This is a genomic window from Microbacterium sp. IEGM 1404, from assembly GCF_030056775.1.
Classification (GTDB): domain Bacteria; phylum Actinomycetota; class Actinomycetes; order Actinomycetales; family Microbacteriaceae; genus Microbacterium.
The window spans coordinates 470,586-487,707 of sequence record NZ_JASHKP010000002.1 but is presented as its reverse complement, the minus strand read 5'-3'; the positions used below and the strand labels follow the sequence as shown (position 1 = coordinate 487,707).

General features: G+C 72.7%; 14 protein-coding genes. 5 read left to right on the top strand and 9 right to left on the bottom strand.

The window, feature by feature from the left end:
- Positions 1–289: 289 nt before the first annotated feature.
- The 5 genes from QM517_RS08035 to QM517_RS08015 all read right to left on the bottom strand — a co-directional run bounded on the left by QM517_RS08035 (position 290) and on the right by QM517_RS08015 (position 7,728).
- Positions 290–1,762 (bottom strand): deoxyguanosinetriphosphate triphosphohydrolase family protein, encoded by a 1,473-nt coding sequence (locus QM517_RS08035; protein WP_283286434.1) that lies wholly within the window; start codon positions 1,760–1,762, stop codon positions 290–292.
- Between the two features lie 429 nt (positions 1,763–2,191).
- Positions 2,192–4,525 carry a beta-glucosidase gene (locus tag QM517_RS08030; RefSeq protein WP_283286431.1) on the bottom strand — a complete coding sequence of 778 codons (2,334 nt, stop codon included), beginning with the start codon at positions 4,523–4,525 and terminating at the stop codon, positions 2,192–2,194.
- A gap of 5 nt (positions 4,526–4,530) precedes the next feature.
- Positions 4,531–5,412: a carbohydrate ABC transporter permease gene (locus QM517_RS08025; RefSeq protein ID WP_283286429.1), complete on the bottom strand. Its 882-nt coding sequence runs from the start codon at positions 5,410–5,412 to the stop codon at positions 4,531–4,533.
- A complete protein-coding gene (locus QM517_RS08020) occupies positions 5,409–6,431 on the bottom strand; it encodes a carbohydrate ABC transporter permease (protein WP_077052506.1) in 1,023 nt (340 codons plus the stop codon). Before QM517_RS08020 ends, QM517_RS08025 begins: the two co-directional genes overlap by 4 nt.
- A gap of 10 nt (positions 6,432–6,441) precedes the next feature.
- Positions 6,442–7,728, bottom strand: a complete 1,287-nt coding sequence (locus QM517_RS08015; RefSeq protein ID WP_283286427.1) for an extracellular solute-binding protein — start codon at positions 7,726–7,728, stop codon at positions 6,442–6,444.
- 173 nt (positions 7,729–7,901) lie between these two features.
- On the opposite strand from QM517_RS08015, the gene QM517_RS08010 reads away from it, so the two are divergent.
- The 4 genes from QM517_RS08010 to mmuM all read left to right on the top strand — a co-directional run bounded on the left by QM517_RS08010 (position 7,902) and on the right by mmuM (position 11,847).
- Positions 7,902–8,903 carry a LacI family DNA-binding transcriptional regulator gene (locus tag QM517_RS08010; protein ID WP_077052504.1) on the top strand — a complete coding sequence of 334 codons (1,002 nt, stop codon included), beginning with the start codon at positions 7,902–7,904 and terminating at the stop codon, positions 8,901–8,903.
- Between the two features lie 361 nt (positions 8,904–9,264).
- Positions 9,265–10,374, top strand: a complete 1,110-nt coding sequence (locus tag QM517_RS08005; RefSeq protein ID WP_283287306.1) for a glycerate kinase — start codon at positions 9,265–9,267, stop codon at positions 10,372–10,374.
- Between the two features lie 124 nt (positions 10,375–10,498).
- Positions 10,499–11,008 (top strand): MarR family winged helix-turn-helix transcriptional regulator, encoded by a 510-nt coding sequence (locus tag QM517_RS08000; protein ID WP_077052502.1) that lies wholly within the window; start codon positions 10,499–10,501, stop codon positions 11,006–11,008.
- Positions 11,005–11,847: a homocysteine S-methyltransferase gene (gene mmuM / locus QM517_RS07995; protein WP_283286424.1), complete on the top strand. Its 843-nt coding sequence runs from the start codon at positions 11,005–11,007 to the stop codon at positions 11,845–11,847. The genes QM517_RS08000 and mmuM overlap by 4 nt, the downstream gene beginning before the upstream one ends.
- 10 nt (positions 11,848–11,857) lie before the next feature.
- Here the strand turns inward: mmuM and QM517_RS07990 are convergent, their stop codons facing one another.
- Positions 11,858–12,781: a hypothetical protein gene (locus QM517_RS07990; protein ID WP_283286423.1), complete on the bottom strand. Its 924-nt coding sequence runs from the start codon at positions 12,779–12,781 to the stop codon at positions 11,858–11,860.
- Between the two features lie 64 nt (positions 12,782–12,845).
- Positions 12,846–13,319, bottom strand: a complete 474-nt coding sequence (locus QM517_RS07985) for an Lrp/AsnC family transcriptional regulator (protein ID WP_077052499.1) — start codon at positions 13,317–13,319, stop codon at positions 12,846–12,848.
- A gap of 152 nt (positions 13,320–13,471) precedes the next feature.
- On the opposite strand from QM517_RS07985, the gene ald reads away from it, so the two are divergent.
- On the top strand, positions 13,472–14,557 hold the full coding sequence (ald, locus tag QM517_RS07980; RefSeq protein WP_077052498.1) for an alanine dehydrogenase: 1,086 nt from the start codon (positions 13,472–13,474) through the stop codon (positions 14,555–14,557).
- 247 nt (positions 14,558–14,804) lie between these two features.
- Here ald and QM517_RS07975 read toward each other — a convergent pair whose 3' ends face one another.
- Together QM517_RS07975 and QM517_RS07970 are read right to left on the bottom strand one after the other, a co-directional pair.
- The gene (locus QM517_RS07975; RefSeq protein WP_283286421.1) at positions 14,805–15,485 is read right to left on the bottom strand and encodes a response regulator; all 681 of its coding nucleotides are present in this window, start codon (positions 15,483–15,485) and stop codon (positions 14,805–14,807) included.
- Entirely contained in the window at positions 15,482–17,086 is a 1,605-nt protein-coding gene (locus QM517_RS07970; protein WP_283286419.1) for a sensor histidine kinase, read from the bottom strand. The genes QM517_RS07975 and QM517_RS07970 overlap by 4 nt, the downstream gene beginning before the upstream one ends.
- Between the last annotated feature and the right edge of the window lie 36 nt (positions 17,087–17,122).

Sequence of the window (17,122 nt, the reverse complement as noted above, 5' to 3'; positions counted from 1 at the left end):
GGCATCCCCGACCTCGTCCCACTTCTGGCGGGGCATGTCCCGAAAGGTGCGGTTCTGGGCTGCCGTGAGCAGCACGAAGTGGGACATGGATGCCGAGGGGGCGGCGGTGGGCGGGGCGTGTCCCACTTTGTGCGGCTTTGGGGGCGCGGCTTCGCACGAAGTGGGACATGGATGCCGTGGCATCCCCGACCTCGTCCCACTTCTGGCGGGGCATGTCCCGAAAGGTGCGGTTCCGGGCTGCCGTTGGCAGCGCGAAGTGGGACATGGATGCCGAGCGGGCGGCGGAGCGCTACAGCCGCTGCCCCAGCGACCACAGGCGGTCGGCGCGGCCGGAGATCGCCTCCGACAGCGTGAACGCCTGGGCGTCGGTGAGGGATGCCACGTAGTCCACGATTCCGCGGGAGCGCGCGAGCGTCTCGGCCTCGGCATCCGTGGGGCGACGGTCGGCGGGAAGCGCGGCGTACTGCTCGCGGGCCAGCGCGATGAGTTCGCGCAGGCGCCGCGGGGTGCGCGCGCGGTCGAGGTCGTCGTCGAGCCATTCGCCGAGCGCCCGCACCGAGCGCGCGAGAATGCGGCTCATGCCGCGCTGCTGGATCGCGAGGTCGGGGCGGCTGAGGACGAACCGCTTGTGCACGAACTTCAGCACCTCGACGTGGTGCCACGCCCACGGCGACAGCGCGACCGGCCCCGACCGCGGGGTGTCGAGCGGGCGGAGCTGCGCGGACTCCTGGAACCGGCGGATCCACCGGTCGGTGAACGACGCCAGACGCCGCTCGGCCGTCAGCGACCCGTCGAACGGTCGCGCGAGCAGGTCGGTGACGAGGTCGGCATCCACGTCGCTCACCGCGGCGAGGAACGCCTCGTCGTCGGCGACCCAGGGGTCGTCGCGGCGCATCTTGCGGCGCAGGCGCTCGAGCGCGGCCCCGGGCACGAGCTCGGCGCGCACCTCGGCGTCGTCACGCGTGCGCCACTCCAGAACGTCGTCGAGCCACCCGCGGAACTCCGCCGCGATCGGGGCGTGGTCGAGGATCCCGGCGCGGTAGAAGTCGTCGACGTCGTGCACCGAGTACGCGATGTCGTCGGCGAGGTCCATGACGGCGCCCTCGATCGTCTGGCGGAGGGGCTCGGCATCCGTCCCCTCCCGCGCGTGGGCGAGATCGTCGGCGTCGATGTCGTACACGGAGTACTTGTGCACCCGGTACGCGCCGTCGGGAGCGCGACGGATGCCACGGGGCGGGCCGATCCGCTCGATCTCGGCCGCGGACACCAACGGCGACCAGGGGTATTTCGCCGACGCGGCACGCACCGCGGCGGTGAGATTCAGCCCGCGCGGAGCGTTCTCGACGACGTCGAGGGCGGTGAGGATGCGGTACGTCTGGGCGTTGCCCTCGAAGCCGTCGGTCAGGCCCAGCTCGGTGCGGGCGAGGCGGTCGAGCGTCGTCTCGCCGAGGTGCCCGAACGGCGGGTGGCCGAGATCGTGCGCGTAGGCCGCGGCCTCGACGACCGTGGGGTTGCAGACGTCCCGGCCGGCGCGGGTGTTCAGCTGCAGCGCGACGACGCGGGCGATCGCGCTGACCTTGAGCGAGTGCGTGAGGCGGTTGTGCACCGGAGCGCCCGAGATCGAGGGCGACACCACCTGGGTCACGGCCGAGAGCCGGGAGAAGTACGGCGAGAACTGGATCCGCTCCAGGTCGATCGACCACGGGTCGGCCCCGTCGGTCTCGCGTTCGTCGTACACGCGGGAGGCGGTGGGGAGCGTCATCCGTCCACGGTATCCGGCGCGGGCCTCGCTCGCTTTCGGTCGAGCGTCCAGGACACGCCGCTCAGGCGGGGCCGCCCACGGCGTGTCCTAGATAATCGGGCGTGACGGGGCGATGCCGGGACGTTCGGTGTCCGAGACATGCGGATGCCGACGGACGCGGTCCGCGTGTCTTGGACACCGAAGCGCGGCAGAGGCGTTTCCCGCAGAGCCGCTGCCCGCGGCGCCCGCTTCCGGTCCCCGGTCAAGGTCGAGTGTCCAAGACACGCCGCGTTGGCGAGGCGGCCAACGGCGTGTCTTGGACACTGAGCTTCCCGCGGACGCCCCATCCCGTACCCGTGCCGCCCGAGGCGTTCGGTGTCCAAGACACGCGGATGCCGACGGACGCGGTCCGCGTGTCTTGGACATTCAACGGGATTAGGAACCCCGCGGTCAGCCCTGGCGCAGCTCGACGCCGACGATCCGCGCGTCGTCGGGTCGCAGCTCGTACGTCGCACCCGTGAGCCGCACGGTCGCGGCCTCGTCCACCTCGGCGCTCGAGGGGCCCACGCGCAGCTCCACTTCGCCGGGTTCGACGACGCGGCGGAGCGTCCGGTCGCTGTACGCCAGACGGGATGCCGGGATCGTGAACCGCACCTCGGCGCTCTCGCCGGGCTCCAGCTCCACGCGGGCGTAGGCCACGAGCTGCGCGACGGGGCGGGTCACGCTCGCGACCGCGCGGTGCGCGTACAGCTGCACAACGTCCGCTCCGCGGACGGATCCCGTGTTCGTCACGCGCACCGACGCCGCGAAGGCATCGCCCGCGCGCACCTCGGCGGTCCCGGATGCCGCGGCCCCCGCGGCGCCGGCATCCACCGTCAGTCCCTCGCGGACGAACGTCGTGTACGACAGTCCGAACCCGAAAGGCCGCACGGGCGTCGGATCGGCGCTGGTGATCTCGGTGGCGCCGCCGAGGATGGGATGCAGGTACGAGTACGGCTGCGCACCGGCGGAGCGGGGGAGCGAGACGGGGAGACGCCCCGAGGGCGTGGCATCCCCGGCCAGCAGCGCGGCCAGCGCGGGCCCGCCCTCCTCGCCCGGGAAGAACGCCTGCACGACCGCAGCGGGGCCGGTTGCCCCGTCTAGCGCCCACCCGATCGCGTACGGGCGTCCGGTGAGCAGCACCATCACGACGGGGGTGCCGGTGGCGACGACCTCCTCGACGAGCCGGCGCTGGAGCCCGGGCAGCTCGAGGGAGTCGGCGTCGTTGCCCTCGCCGACGGTGCCGCGGCCGAAGAGCCCGGCGCGGTCACCCACGACGACCACGGCGACGTCGGCCGACCGGGCGAGCTCGACCGCGGCGGGGATGCCGTCGGCATCCGTCGCCTCGACCGTGACCCCGTCGGCCTGCACCACGTCGCGGAATCGCGCCGCGAGCGCCTCCCGGACCGTGGGGATCTCGAAGCCCATCGGGAAGGCGGGGTGGTGGGCGAGCACGTGGTTCGCGAACGAGTAGCAGCCCATGAGCGCCTCGGCGCTGTCGCCGTTGGGCCCGATGACCGCGATGCGTCCGGGCTCGGCGGACAGCGGCAGCACCCCGTCGTTGCGGAGCAGCACGGCGCTCTCGAGCGCGAGCCGGTACGCCAGCGCGCGATGCTCGGCGTCGTCGAGGTCGACACTCCGCGGGGGCGTGGAGAAGTCGGCATCCAGGAGTCCCAGGTCTTCCTTCTCCGCCAGCAGGCGCGCGACGGCCCGGTCGATCACGGACTCGGGAAGGTCGCCGGATGCCACCCGCGCGGCCAGGTGCGGGAAGGCGTCGGCGCCGGGGAGCTCGACGTCGATCCCGGCTTCGAGCGCGATCTGCGCGGCTTCGCCGGGGGTTGCGGCGACCCCGTGCATCGAGCGGAGGAAGTCCACGGCGAAGTAGTCCGACACGACGGTGCCGTCGAAGCCCCAGCGCCGGCGCAGCAGGTCGGTGAGCAGGTCGGCGGACGCGGCGACGGGGACGCCGTCGATCTCGGCGTACGAGTTCATCACCGAGCGCACGCCGCCGTCGCGGACCGCCATCTCGAACGGCGGCAGGAACACGTCCTGCAGCTCGCGCGGGCCCGCGTGCACGGGGGCATGGTTGCGTCCGGCTCGCGAGCCCGAGTATCCGACGAAGTGCTTCAGCGTCGCGTGCACCCCGGCGGACTGCAGGCCCCGGACGTACGCGGTGCCGATCGTGCCGACGACGTACGGGTCCTCGGCGATGCACTCGTCGACCCGCCCCCAGCGCGGGTCGCGGACGACATCGAGCACGGGCGCGAGGCCCTGGTGCACGCCGACCTCGCGCATCGACCGTCCGATCGCGGATGCCACGAGCTCGACGGTCTCGGGATCGAACGACGCGCCCCACGCGAGCGGGGTGGGGAAGGTCGCGGCCTTCCACGCCGCGAAACCGGTGAGGCATTCCTCGTGCACGAGCGCCGGGATGCCCAGGCGCGTCTCCGCCTGGAGGCGCCGTTGCTCGCCCCACAGCCATTCGGCGCGCTCGATCGGGTCGACGGGCCGGGTGCCGTAGACGCGCGTCAGGTGACCGAGGCCGTGGACCGTGGCATCCGCGTAGCCGGTCGAGGTGACCTTCTCGCCCGAGAGGGGGGCGACGACCTCGTCGCCCTGGTCGACCCAGTAGCCGACGAGCTGCGCGAGCTTCTCGTCGAGGGTCATCTCGGCGACGAGCGACTGCACCCGCTCCGAGACGCCGGAGACCTGCGGTGCGCCGACGTCGGTCTTGTGGATGGTCATGCGGATCAGCCCTTCACAGCGCCGGTGAGGCCGCCGACGATCCGTCGCTCGAACAGGCTGAAGAACACCAGAGCGGGGATCATCGACAGCGAGGTGAACGCGAGCACGCGCGCGGTGTCGACGGAGTACTGCGACGCGAACGCCTGCGTCCCGAGGGGCAGGGTGTACGCCGCTTCGTTGTTGAGGATGAACAGCGGGAGCATGTACGAGTTCCAGCTGTTGACGAAGGCGAGGATGCCGACGGTCACGACCGCGGGGACGGCGAGCGGCAGCACCATGCGCCAGAAGAACCCGAGCCGGCCGAGCCCGTCGATCGACGCGGCCTCCTGCAGCTCGCGGGGGATCGCTGAGAGGAACGGCGACAGGATGATCACCGTGATCGGCAGCGCGAACGCGATCTGCGGGACGATCACTCCCGCGAGGGAGTTCATGAGCCCGAGGTTGCGGACGAGGATGTACAGCGGCGTGATGGCGACCGTCATGGGGAACATCAGCCCCGCGGTGAACAGCGCGTAGATCGCGCCGCGCCCGCGGAAGCTGTAGCGCGAGAGCGCGTACGCGGCCATGAGCCCGAGCGCGACCACGAACAGGGTCGTGGCGATCGCCGCGACGGTGGAGTTGGCGACCTGGCCCCAGAACGTGCCGCTCGCCAGCACCTCGGTGTAGTTCTCCCAGTTCCAGCGGGTGGGGAACCCGGCCGGGTCGACGGTGATCTCGGAGTTCGAGCGGAAGCCGCCGAGGATGATGTAGATCACCGGCCCGAGCATGAGCGCGATGAGCACGAGCGCGATGAAGCCGACGACCACCGACGAGAAGCGGCTCGAGCCGGCGGGTCGACGCGGCGTCTTCGCCGCGCGCGGGGCGACGAGGGTGGCGGTGGCGGTCATTTGGTGCCTCCCGTGAGGGCGCCGGCGGTGTCGCGGCGGAGCACGAAGCGCTGATACATCAGCGCGACGGCGAGCGAGATGAGGAACATGACCACGGCCACCGCGCTGCCGTAGCCGAAGCTGCCGGCGTTGCGGCCGTTGGCCACCATGTACGTGGCCATGGTCGAGGTGCCGGCGGTCGACGCGACGTACTGGCCCCAGATGATCCACACGAGGTCGAACAGCTGCAGCGACCCGATGATCGACAGGAACGCCCAGATGCGGATCGTGGGTCCCATGAGCGGGAGCACGATGTGGCGCTGGATCTGCCAATACGACGCGCCGTCGATGGCGGCGGCCTCCGACAGCTCCTCGGGGATGCCCTGGAGCCCGGCGAGGAAGAGGATGACGGCGAAGCCGATGTACTTCCACGTGATGATGATGAGGAGCGTCCATATCGCGAGCGCCGGGTCGGAGATCCAGTCGGCGCGGAGCGCGCCGAGCCCGATCTTGTCGAGCGCGCCGTTCAGCGCCCCGCCGGACTGCAGCATGAGGCCCCAGCCGAGGCCGACGACGACCTCGGAGATGACGTACGGCACGAAGATCAGCACCCGGATGAGCGACTGGAACCGCATCTTGCGGTTCAGCAGCAGCGCGAGACCGAGGGCGAGCGGCCCCTGCAGGACGAGCGAGCCGACGACGATGAAGGCGTTGTGGCCGAGGGCCTCGTGGAAGGCCGGGTCGGTGAGGATCGTGACGTAGTTGCGGATGCCGACGAACTCCGTCGGCGTTCCGAAGCCCGACCAGCTGTAGAAGCCGTAGAAGGCCGCCAGGGCCACCGGCAGGATGACGAACGAGACGAACACCACCAGGGCGGGGCCCAGGAGGATCGCCAGTTCCCCGCGGATCCGCCAGTTCTCGCGGCGCCGCCGCACGGGCGACCGCCCGGCCGAGGAGGAGCGGGGAGCTCCGTCCTCGGCCAGGCGGCGACCGGCGGCGTCGTCCGACGCGGTGGCGACGGGGTGACGCACGGTGGTCATGTCGGTGTCCTCAGGAGCGTGCGGCGGCGGCGTTGACGGCGTCGACGATGCCCTGCGGGCTGCCCTTGCCGGCGAACAGGTCGACGACCGCGACGTTCAGCGCGTTGCCGACATTCTGGCCGTACAGGGTGTCGAGCCAGACCGAGACGTACGGCGCCTTCGCGTAGGCCTCGAGGACCGACTGCAGGGCGGGGGTGGTGACGGCATCCGTCGCCTCGGAGGAGGCGGGGAGCGTCTGGAAGGCCTTCGCGTAGGCCTCCTGGTTCTCCTTGTTCACGAGGAAGTTCAGGAAGTCGGTGCACTGCGCGGGGGCGTTGACCCAGCACGAGTACCCGTCGACGCCGCCCATCATCGCGCCGGGCTCGCCGTCGCCGCCGGGAACCTCCGGGAAGGGGAACCAGCCGAGGTCGGCGAGCGGCTGCTGGTCGGGGGTGAGCGAGGCGATCACGCCCGGGTCCCACGCGCCCATGAGCTCCATCGCGGCCTGGTGGTTGGCCAGGAGTCCGGCCGACGACCCGGCGCCCTGCTGCGCGGCGGTGGTCAGGAAGCCCTCGTTGAACGGCTCGGTCTTCAGGAACGACTCCAGGTCCTCGCCGGCCTTCAGCCAGCACGGGTCGTCGAAGCTGCGGCTGGCCGCGGCGGAGTCGAGGACGTCCTTCGTGCAGGCGCGGAGGGCGAAGTTGTAGTACCAGTGCGCTGCGGGCCAGGCGTCCTTCGCGCCGACGGCGATCGGGGCGACCCCGGTCGCCTTGATCTTGGTGTTGGCGGCCTCGAGCTCGTCGATCGTCGTCGGTGCGGTCGTGACGCCGGCCGCGGTCAGCAGGTCCTGCGACGTGAAGATGCCCGAGGGGAGCACCGCGACCGGCATCCCGTAGTTCTTCCCGTCGATCTCGAACGCCGACAGCGACGAGCCGAGGGCGGACTTGGCATCCGCGGACACCTTGTCGGTGAGGTCCATGACCTGGCCGGCCTTGACGATGTCGGCGAGCTTGCCGCCGCCGCGGGCCATGAACAGGTCGGGGGCGTCGCCGGAGTTCAGTGCGGTCTGGAGCTTGCCGTCCATCTCCTCGTTCTGCACCGCCTGGATCTCGATCGTGACCCCGGGGTTGGCCGCCTCGAAGGCTGCGGCGGTGTCCTCCCAGTACTTCTTGCCGTCGCCGGTGGTGGAGTTGTGCCAGAGGGTGAGGGTGACGCTGCCGTCGGCGTTCTGCCCGCCACCGCCGGCGGCGCAACCGCCGAGGGCGAGGGTGCCGGCGACCGCGAGGGCCGAGGCGGCGAGGAGTTTCCTCGTGTTCATGTGATTTCCCGTTTCTCTTCGTCGAGGTGCGTCCCGTGCGGGAGGCTCCGGTTGTCGGCATCGGTGCCGGTCGTTCACGTCCGGGTGTGCGGCCCGGGTGGCAGCAGTGTCACCTGGACGAACCACGTCGTCAAACGTTTTCGAAAATGATTTCCACGCTAGGGTCGGATGCCATGACCCGGCGTGTCACCATCCACGACGTCGCCGCGGCGGCCGGCGTCTCGGTCGCCACGGTGTCCAAGGCCGTCAACGGCCGCTACGGCGTGTCGCCCGAGACGGTCAGCCGCGTCCTCGACGCGGTCCGCGCCCTCGGCTACGAGTCCAGCCTCGTCGCCAGCAGCATGCGCTCCCGGCGGACGGGGGTGATCGGGGTGCTCGTGGCCGACATCGAGCCGTTCTCGGCGGAGATCCTCAAGGGCGTCGGGGGAGCGCTTTCGGGCACGGGGTACGACCTGCTGGCGTACACCGGTGCGCGGCGCGACGGCGAGGGGTGGGAGCGCCGTTCGCTCAGCCGCCTGAGTGGCACGCTCATCGATGCGGCCATCCTGGTCACCCCGACGGTCGTCAACGTCGCCGCCGAGGTGCCCATCGTGGCCATCGATCCCCACACCGGCCGCGCCGACCTGCCGACGGTCGAGTCCGACAGCTTCACCGGCGCGCAGCAGGCCGTCCACCATCTCGTGCAGCTCGGCCATCGCCGCATCGGTTTCATCGCGGGGCGCCCCGATCTGCGGTCGGCGGTCGCCCGGGCCTCGGGGTACCGCGAGGCGCTGTCGGCCGCCGGCATCCCGTTCGATCCCGCCCTCGTGGGGCAGGGGCACTACGAGCAGGACGTCGCCCGCGAGGCCGCGCACGCGATGCTCGCCCTGCCCGACCCGCCCACCGCGGTCTTCGCCGCGAACGACCTCTCGGCGCTCTCGATCGTGGAGGTGGCGGCCGCCCGCGGGTTGCGCGTGCCGGACGACCTGTCCGTCGTCGGGTTCGACGACGTGCCCGAGGCCGCGCGGGCGCAGCCGCCGCTGACGACGGTGCGTCAGCCGATGAAGATCCTCGGCGCCGAAGCCGTGCGGATGGTCCTGGCGCTCCTCGCCGGCGAGGAGCTCCCCGAGACCCACCTGCAGCTCGCGACGCGCCTCGTCGCCCGCGGCACGACGGCCCCACCCCCGCGGCGCTGACCGCGCCGTGCGGTGCTGACCGCGTCGGTGGTGCCCGCGCGCCGGTGCCGCGCGGCGCCCCGCCCTCGCTGAGTGTCCAAGACACGCCGTTGGGCACCGGGTGCGTACGGCGTGTCTTGGACACTGGGGTGCGACGGAGCCGCTGCCGCTGCCCCTGCCCCTGCCCCGTCCCCGTTCCTGCGTTCAGTGTCCAAGACACGCGGATGCCGAGCGGCCCTGTCCGCGTGTCTTGGACACTCAACCCTGGCCGGGCCGGGCCCGGGCGGCGCGGGCCCGGCCCGGCAGCGCGGGGCGGCCGGGCCGACACCGGCGCGGGACCGACGCGGGGGCGCAGCGGGCGCCGCGGTAGGGTCGGCGCGTGATGCGCGTGCTGTTCGCCCCGGACGGGTTCAAGGGATCCCTGTCAGCCGTGGCGGCGGCGAGAGCGCTCGCCGCGGGGTGGCGCTCCGTCCGCGGTGACGACGAGACCGTCGAGCTCCCCATGGCCGACGGGGGTGAGGGCACCCTCGACGCGTTCCTCGTCGCCGTGCCCGGAGCGCGACGGATGCCGGTCACGGTCACCGGTCCTCACGGCCGCGAGATCGCGGCATCCTGGGTGCTTCTTCCCCCGACAGTCGAGGCGCCGGAGGGGACCGGCGTGGTCGAGCTCGCATCCACCTCGGGTATCGAGCTCCTCGACGGGGACCTTCGTCCCTTCGACGCCGACACGCGCGGGTTCGGGCAGGCGATCGCCGCCGCGCTCGACCACGGTGTTTCGCGCCTCGTGCTCGCGATCGGGTCGAGCGCGTCGACCGACGCCGGCTTCGGCGTCCTCACCGCCCTCGGTGCGCGGATCACGGATGCCGAGGGCCGCGACGTCGCGCTCGGGCTGCGCGGCGTGCGCACCGCCGTGCGCATCGACGTCGATGGGCTGCGCGCGCTCCCCGCCGGTGGGGTGCTCGTGCTCACGGACGTCCGGAGTCCGCTGAGCGGTCCGGCCGGGGCCGCCGCGGTGTTCGGCCCGCAGAAGGGCCTCGGTCCCGACGACATCGCGGACGCGGATGCCGCCCTCGCCCGCGCCGCCGAGTTGCTCGGCACCGACGCCGCCCACCCGGGCGCCGGGGCTGCCGGGGGAACGGGGGCAGCGCTGCGCGCGTGGGGCGCCGAGCTCGTCCCCGGTGCCGAGCGGGTCGCCGAGCTCGTCGGCCTCGCCGCGGCGGTGACGGCCGCCGACGTCGTCGTGACGGGCGAGGGCTCGTTCGACGTCAGCTCCGCCACGGGGAAGGCCCCCGCTCGGGTGGCGGCGCTCGCCCGGGCCGAAGGGCGCCGCGCGGGTCTGGTCGCGGGACGCATCGCCCCGGATGCCGACACGTCGGCGTTCGACGCCGCGGTCGCCCTCGTCGCGCTCGCCGGGTCGTCGAAGGCGGCGCTCGGCGACCCCACGCGATGGCTGACCGTGGCCGGCGCGGAGCTCGCCCGGCGCCTGGGCTGAGTGTCGCCGCGGCACGGCGGGGCGCGCGGACGACGCTCCGGAGCGCCCCGTGCCCGGCCGCCCCGCCGCCGCAACCCGCCGCCGCGCGCGCCGCATCCCCTCTCGGCTCCGGTACCGTCGAGGTGTGTCCACTGTCTCCAGCAACAAGGACGATGAGGTCGATCTCCTCATCGACGCCTGGTCGCAGTTGCTGCCCGAGGTCGACCTGACACCCCTGGACGTCATGTCGCGACTGCGGCGCGCGGCGTTCCATCTGTCGAAGCTGCGCGCCCGCGCCTTCGCCAGCGCCGACATCGCCGTGTGGGAGTTCGACGTCCTCGCCGTCCTCCGCCGCGCCGGCACCGAGCTCAGCGCCACGCGCCTGATCTCGGCGACCATGATCGGCAGCGCGGCGATGACCAACCGTCTCGACAAGCTCGCCGACCGCGGGCTCGTGAACCGCCGCCCCAACCCGTCGGACGGCCGTGCGATCCTCGTCGCGATCACGCCCGAGGGTATCGAACGCGTGGATGCCGCGATGACCGAGCTCGTCCGGCTGGAGGCCGACGCCCTGCGGGACGTGAGCCGGACCGATCAGGCCCTTCTCGCCCGGGCGCTGCGGGTCCTCGCCGCCGGCGAGACCCACGAGGCGTGATCGATCTCGCCACCCGCCCCCTCCTCCTCGACGGAGGGCTCGGCACGCTGCTCGAGAGCCGCGGCAACGACGTGTCGTCGTCGCTGTGGTCGGCGCGCGTGCTGCGCGACGACCCCGACGAGGTGCGCGCGGCCCACGCCGAGTTCGCGGCCGCGGGCGCGGACGTCCTGATCACCGCCTCGTACCAGGTCGGTTTCGGGGGCGAGATCCCGGATGCCGACGTCGACATGCTGCTGCGGCGGTCGGTGTCGCTCGCGCGCGACGCGGGCGACGGTCTGGTCGCGGCATCCGTCGGCCCCGTGGGCGCGCTGCGCGCCGACGGCAGCGAGTACACGGGCGACTACGGTCTCGACCTGGCCCGGTTGCGCTCCTTTCATCGTCGCCGTCTCGCGGTGCTCGCCGACGCGGGGGCGGATCTGCTCGCGGTCGAGACGATCCCCTCACCCCTCGAGGTCGAGGCGCTCGCCCTCGAACTCGCCGACCTGGGCGTGCCGGCGTTCGTGAGCCTGTCGGCCGACAGCACCGGATACGCCGAGGCCGGTGCGCTCGCGGCGGCCCTGCGGGTGGCGGCATCCGTCCCGGGGGTCGTGGCGGTCGGGGTCAACTGCTGCGCACCAGAGAGCGTCGGACCGGCGATCGCCGCAGCCCCCGCGGTTCCGCTCGTGGCCTATCCGAACACGGGGGAGCGGTGGGATGCCGCGACCCGCACGTGGCGGGGCGGCGCGGCGCCGCTCGCCGACTCCGCACCGTCGTGGGTCGCGGCGGGAGCGCGGCTCGTGGGGGGATGCTGCCGCTCGACCCCCGCGGACATCGCCGCGATCGCGGTCGCCCTGGGGTGACCCGCGGCGGTCAGCGGCGGTTCGTCCGCCCGCGTCGACCGTCGCCTTCCACCAGCAGCGCGATCTCTTCGGGGCTCCACCCGAAGCCGTTCTGCATCTGCTCGCCGAGCGTCGGCAGTGCCGAGGGCATCGCCGTCGCCACGCCGTTGCGGACATCGACCGCATGGTCGTCGAGCGCGTGCGCGGCCGCGCGCAACTCGTTCACGAGCGATCGCAGCCGGTCGGAACCGAACGCGCTCGCGACGAGCTGGGCATCGCCGATGACGACGACCGAATGCTCGCGGGGCTCGCCGTCGGAGACCTGTCCCGAGATGCGGAGGGCCAGCACGATGCCGAGCCCGCAGACCAGGACGGTGGCGATCGCGACCGCGGAACCGATCTCGAGCGAGCGGAACACCGCGCCCACCGGTCCCGCCCACCCCGTCGCGACGCCGACGAGGGCGCGCGCGGCGGAGTAGACGGTGTACAGACCCATGGCGGCGGCGATCAGCAGTGCAGGTCGCCTCGGCGCGACGGGGGAGCGGACCGCGGCGAGGGTGCACACGCCGCACACCACGGCGAGGACGGCGGCCTTGATCATCAGCGACACGTCTTCGATGGTCGCCGCCGTGCTCGCGCCGACGGCGATCGCCGTCACGGCCACGAGCCCGAGGGTCGCCCGACGACGGCCCACCGCCAGTCCCGCGAGCGCGACCGCCATGGTGCCTGCGGCGAGGACCATCGTCGCGTCGCCGACGACGAGGGCCAGACGCGCGCCGTCGTACCGGTTGACGACATACATCACCGTCGAGCCGATCGAGAAGATCCCGGCCATGACGGCGTACTGGATGAACGTGGTGAACGGCACGGGAGCCGAGGCCCGCGGCAGGGCGATGCCGACGACACCGAAGGCGACACCGATGCACATCACGGCGAGCCCGATCGTCAGCAGCACGGATCCCCCTCGCCGGTGCGGTGGTCTGCGGTTTCCGACACCCTACCGGCGGACGGGCGGCCGCTCAGTCGAAATCGGCCGCGAGCGCGTTGCGGTGGTACTCGAAGATGATGCTGGTGCGCGTGGATGCCACGCTGTGCCGGGCCGAGAGCTGATCGACGACGAACCGGCGCACGGAGGAGGAGTCGTCGACCGCGATGTGGACGAGGAAGTCGTCGGCACCGCCGAGGAAGAACAGCTGGATCACGTCGGGGTGCCGCCGGATCTCCTGGGCGAAGGCGCGGATGCTCTCGTGCCGCTGGCCGGGCCGGAGGGTCACGCCGACGATGGCCTGCAGTCCGCGCCCCAGACGGCTCTGATCGACCGCGGCGTGGAAGCCGGTGATGAGCCCGCGGTCGACGAGCCCGCGGACGCGGGTGTGAGCCGTGGATGCCGCGACGCCGAGCGCGTCGGCGAGGGCGGCGTTCGTCATGCGGGCGTCCGCCGAGAGGAGCTCGATGATGCGCGCGTCGAGCGGGTGCAGGTCGTCTTCGGGCATCGCAGATCCTTCGGCATGGCAATCGGGTGGGACGGCTCCGATCCGACGATACCGGTGGAAATGGCCTCCATACCGAAGGATCTGCGGAGTAACGCCACGGAAACATGGATTCCTGCGATCCTTCCTGCCACGACCACTCAGAGGAGAGACCGATGCGCGTCGCCGTGCCCACCGAGATCAAGAACAACGAGAACCGCGTCGCCATGACACCGGCGGGCGTCGACGCTCTCGTGCACCGGGGCCACGAGGTCCTCGTCCAGGCCGGTGCCGGTGAGGGCAGTGGATTCTCGGACGACCAGTACCGCCTGGCCGGCGCCGAGATCGTCGCGACGGCCGACGAGACCTGGGCGCGCGCCGAGCTCCTCGTCAAGGTGAAGGAGCCCATCGCTCCCGAGTACGGTCACCTGCGCGCCGACCTCACCCTCTTCACGTACCTGCACCTCGCGGCCGACCGCCCGCTCACCGACGCCCTGGTGGCGGCGGGAACGACGGCGGTGGCGTACGAGACGGTGCAGACCGCGGACCGCGCCCTGCCGCTCCTCGCCCCGATGAGCGAGGTCGCCGGACGCCTCTCGATCATCGAGGGTGCCCACCACCTGCTGCGCGCGTCGGGCGGTCGGGGCCTCCTCCCCGGCGGGGTGCCCGGTACGCCCAAGGCCAAGGTCGTGGTGATCGGCGGTGGCGTCGCGGGCGAGCACGCCGCGGCGAACGCGCTCGGTCTCGGCGCGAACGTCACCGTCATCGACATCTCCCTCCCCAAGCTCCGCCAGCTCGAGGAACGGTTCGGCGGCGCGATCCAGACGCGGGCGTCCACCCGCCTCGAGATCGCCGAGCAGCTCGCCGACGCCGACCTCGTCATCGGGTCGGTGCTGATCCCCGGTGCCGCGGCGCCCAAGCTCGTCACCGACGACATGGTCGCGGCGATGAAGCCCGGCTCGGTGCTCGTGGACATCGCGATCGACCAGGGCGGATGCTTCGAGGGGTCGCGGCCCACCACCCACGACGCCCCCACGTTCCGGGTGCACGACTCGCTGTACTACTGCGTGGCGAACATGCCCGGCGCGGTCCCGCACACCTCGACGCGCGCGCTCTCCAACGCCACGCTGCCCTACATCACCCGGATCGCCGACGCGGGCTGGGAGGCCGCGGCATCCGCCGATCCCGCCCTCGCGAAGGGCCTGAACGTGCGCTCGGGCGTCGTGGTGAACGAGGGCGTGCGGGCGGCGTTCGACCTCTGACGCGGGTCCGCTTGGGGTCTCACGGCGGCGCCAGTTCACGTGATGTGGGCGAGGTGACCCGGCGTTGCCGCGCCGGAGCGTGTGTGCTCGGCGAGTTCACGTGATGTGGGCGAGGTGACGCGTCGTGGCCGCGCCGTCCAGTGTCCAAGACACGCGGATGCCAGGACGCTCCGTCCGCGTGTCTTGGACACTGAACGGGGCAGGGACGCCGTTGGATCCGCGCGGAGACCGCGACGGCGCCGCCGCGTCAGGCCCGGACCCAGGCGTAGGTGATCTCGGGGCGGCCGGGGCCGCCGTAGCGCGGTTCGCGGCGCACGCGGCCGACGTCGGCGAGGTGCTCGAGATACCGGCGGGCGGTGACGCGCGACATGCCCTCCCGCTCGCCGACCTCGGTCGAGGACACGGCGCCGGATGCCGTGCGGACGCGCTCCGCGACGGCCTGCAGCGTCTCCTCGCTCAGGCCCTTGGGCAGCGCGGGCGCCACGGTCCGCAGCGACCCGAGCAGCGCGTCCACCTCGGACTGCGTGGCCTCCCCGGCCGCACGGTCCAGGCCCTCGGCGTACGCGCGGTAGGCCTCGAGGCGTTCGCGGAACGCGGCGAACGTGAACGGCTTGATCAGGTACTGCACGACGCCGGTCGACACCGCCGCGCGGACGGTCGCGGCATCCCGGACCGCGGTCACGGCGATGATGTCCACACCCGCGCCCATCGCGCGCACGCGCCGGGCGACGTCGAGGCCGCCGCCGTCGGGCATGGTCATGTCCAGCAGCACGAGGTCGATGGGGCGGGCGGGATCGGCGATCGCGGTCAGCGCCGCGCGGGCTCCCGCCGCCTGACCGACGACCTCGAACCCGGGCAGGCGCTCCACGTACGCGGCGTGCAGTTCGAGAGCGAGCGCGTCGTCGTCGACGACGAGCACGCGGATCACGCGGGCACCGCCTCGACCGGGGCCGGCAGGACGACGTGCACGGTCGTGGGCGCGTCGGTGACGCGCAGCGTGCCCCCGTGGGCCGACACGATGTCGCGGACGAGGGCGAGCCCCACGCCGCGACCGCCGGGAGCCGCGGCCGGCTTCGTCGAGGCGCCGAACGCGAACGGGTCGGCGAGGGTCGGGTCGAACCCCGGCCCGCTGTCGCTCACCTCGATCGCGACATCGGGTCCTCGCCGCGTGAGGGACACGCGCACCCAGCGCGGATCGGGGCCGGCGGTGGCGGCATCCATCGCGTTGTCCACGAGGTTGCCGACCACCGTCACCGCCTCGGCCGGGGCCAGCGGCAGCGCGGGAGTGGGTTCCTCCACGTCGAGGTCGAGGGCGACACCGTGCTCGGCGGCCTCGTCGAGCTTTCCGAGCAGCAGGGCGACGACGACGGCGCCGTCGTTGCCGGAGACGATGCGGTCGGCGAGATCCTGACGGTCCTCCGTGGATGCCGCGATGAGCTGCCGCGCGTCGTCGACACGTCCGAGCTCCAGCAGTGCCAGCAGGGCGTGCAGCCGGTTGCCGTGCTCGTGCGTCTGCGAGCGGAGGGTGTCGGTGAGCGTCCGCACCCCCTCGAGCTCGCCGAGCAGGGCCTGGAGCTCTGACCGGTCCCGGAGGGTCATGACCCGGCCGCGTTCCGGCGCGCGCCGACCGGTGAGGTCGCGGGCCTCCTCCTGGTTCACCAGCAGCACGCGGTCGCCGGTGGCCACGGTCTCCTCGACCATGCGGCGCCCGGTGGCGATCGCGTCGGCGAGGGCGGCATCCATGTCGGTCTCACGCGGGTCCAGACTCGTCTGCCCCTGCGTCGCCGGCGGGAGGCCGAGGAGGTCGGCGGCTTCGTCGTTGTACAGGACGATGCGGCCGTCGCTGTCGGTGACGACCAGGCCCTCGCGCAGCGAGTGCAGCACCGTCTCGTAGCTCTCCACGAGTCGGGCGAGCTCGCGCGGGGTGTACGAGCCGGTGACGCGACGGGCGCTCCGACGGACGTACAGGGCCCCCAGAATGCCGATGCCCACGATGCCGGCCGCGGCGGCGACGATCAGGGGCACACGGGCGGCGAGATCCGCCTGGACGGCCCCCAGGGTGACCCCGACCGAGACGAGGCCCACGATCTCGCCGTCGTCGGCTCCGCCGGCGCGGACGGGAGCGATGGTCCGCACGGACGGGCCGAGCGTGCCCTCGTAGACCTCGGTGTAGGTCGCCCCGGCGAGCGCCTCTTCGCGCGAGCCGATGTAGGGCTGGCCGATCTGCGAGGGATCGGGGTGGGTCAGCCGGATGCCGTCGGGCGTCATGATCGTGACGAACGACAGGTCGGCATCGGAGAGGATCGCCGCGACCATCGGCTGCAGCGTCGCCGAGTCCTGCGCGCGGACGAGCGCGGCGACGTCCGGTTCGTGCGCGAGGGTCTCGGCGACGGAGCGCGTGACCTGTTGCGCCTGGCGCTGCCCGGAGTCCGACAGCTGCACGGACATGAGCGCCGCGAGCACGCCCGCGACCAGCACGACGACGCCGAGCGACACCATCGCCAGTCGTCCGCCCACGCTCAAACGCATGCCGTGCCCTCTCCGGTCCGTTCCGGTCTGCCGTGA

Bases quoted from the DNA above. Each gene is read 5' to 3' on its own strand.
- QM517_RS08005 (WP_283287306.1), top strand. From the start codon at position 9,265: ATGCGCGTGCTGTTCGCCCCGGACGGGTTCAAGGGATCCCTGTCAGCC.
- QM517_RS07985 (WP_077052499.1), bottom strand. From the start codon at position 13,319: ATGCCCGAAGACGACCTGCACCCGCTCGACGCGCGCATCATCGAGCTC.
- QM517_RS08010 (WP_077052504.1), top strand. From the start codon at position 7,902: ATGACCCGGCGTGTCACCATCCACGACGTCGCCGCGGCGGCCGGCGTC.
- ald (WP_077052498.1), top strand. From the start codon at position 13,472: ATGCGCGTCGCCGTGCCCACCGAGATCAAGAACAACGAGAACCGCGTC.
- QM517_RS08020 (WP_077052506.1), bottom strand. From the start codon at position 6,431: ATGACCACCGTGCGTCACCCCGTCGCCACCGCGTCGGACGACGCCGCC.
- QM517_RS07970 (WP_283286419.1), bottom strand. From the start codon at position 17,086: ATGCGTTTGAGCGTGGGCGGACGACTGGCGATGGTGTCGCTCGGCGTC.
- QM517_RS08015 (WP_283286427.1), bottom strand. From the start codon at position 7,728: ATGAACACGAGGAAACTCCTCGCCGCCTCGGCCCTCGCGGTCGCCGGC.
- QM517_RS08030 (WP_283286431.1), bottom strand. From the start codon at position 4,525: ATGACCATCCACAAGACCGACGTCGGCGCACCGCAGGTCTCCGGCGTC.
- QM517_RS08025 (WP_283286429.1), bottom strand. From the start codon at position 5,412: ATGACCGCCACCGCCACCCTCGTCGCCCCGCGCGCGGCGAAGACGCCG.
- QM517_RS08035 (WP_283286434.1), bottom strand. From the start codon at position 1,762: ATGACGCTCCCCACCGCCTCCCGCGTGTACGACGAACGCGAGACCGAC.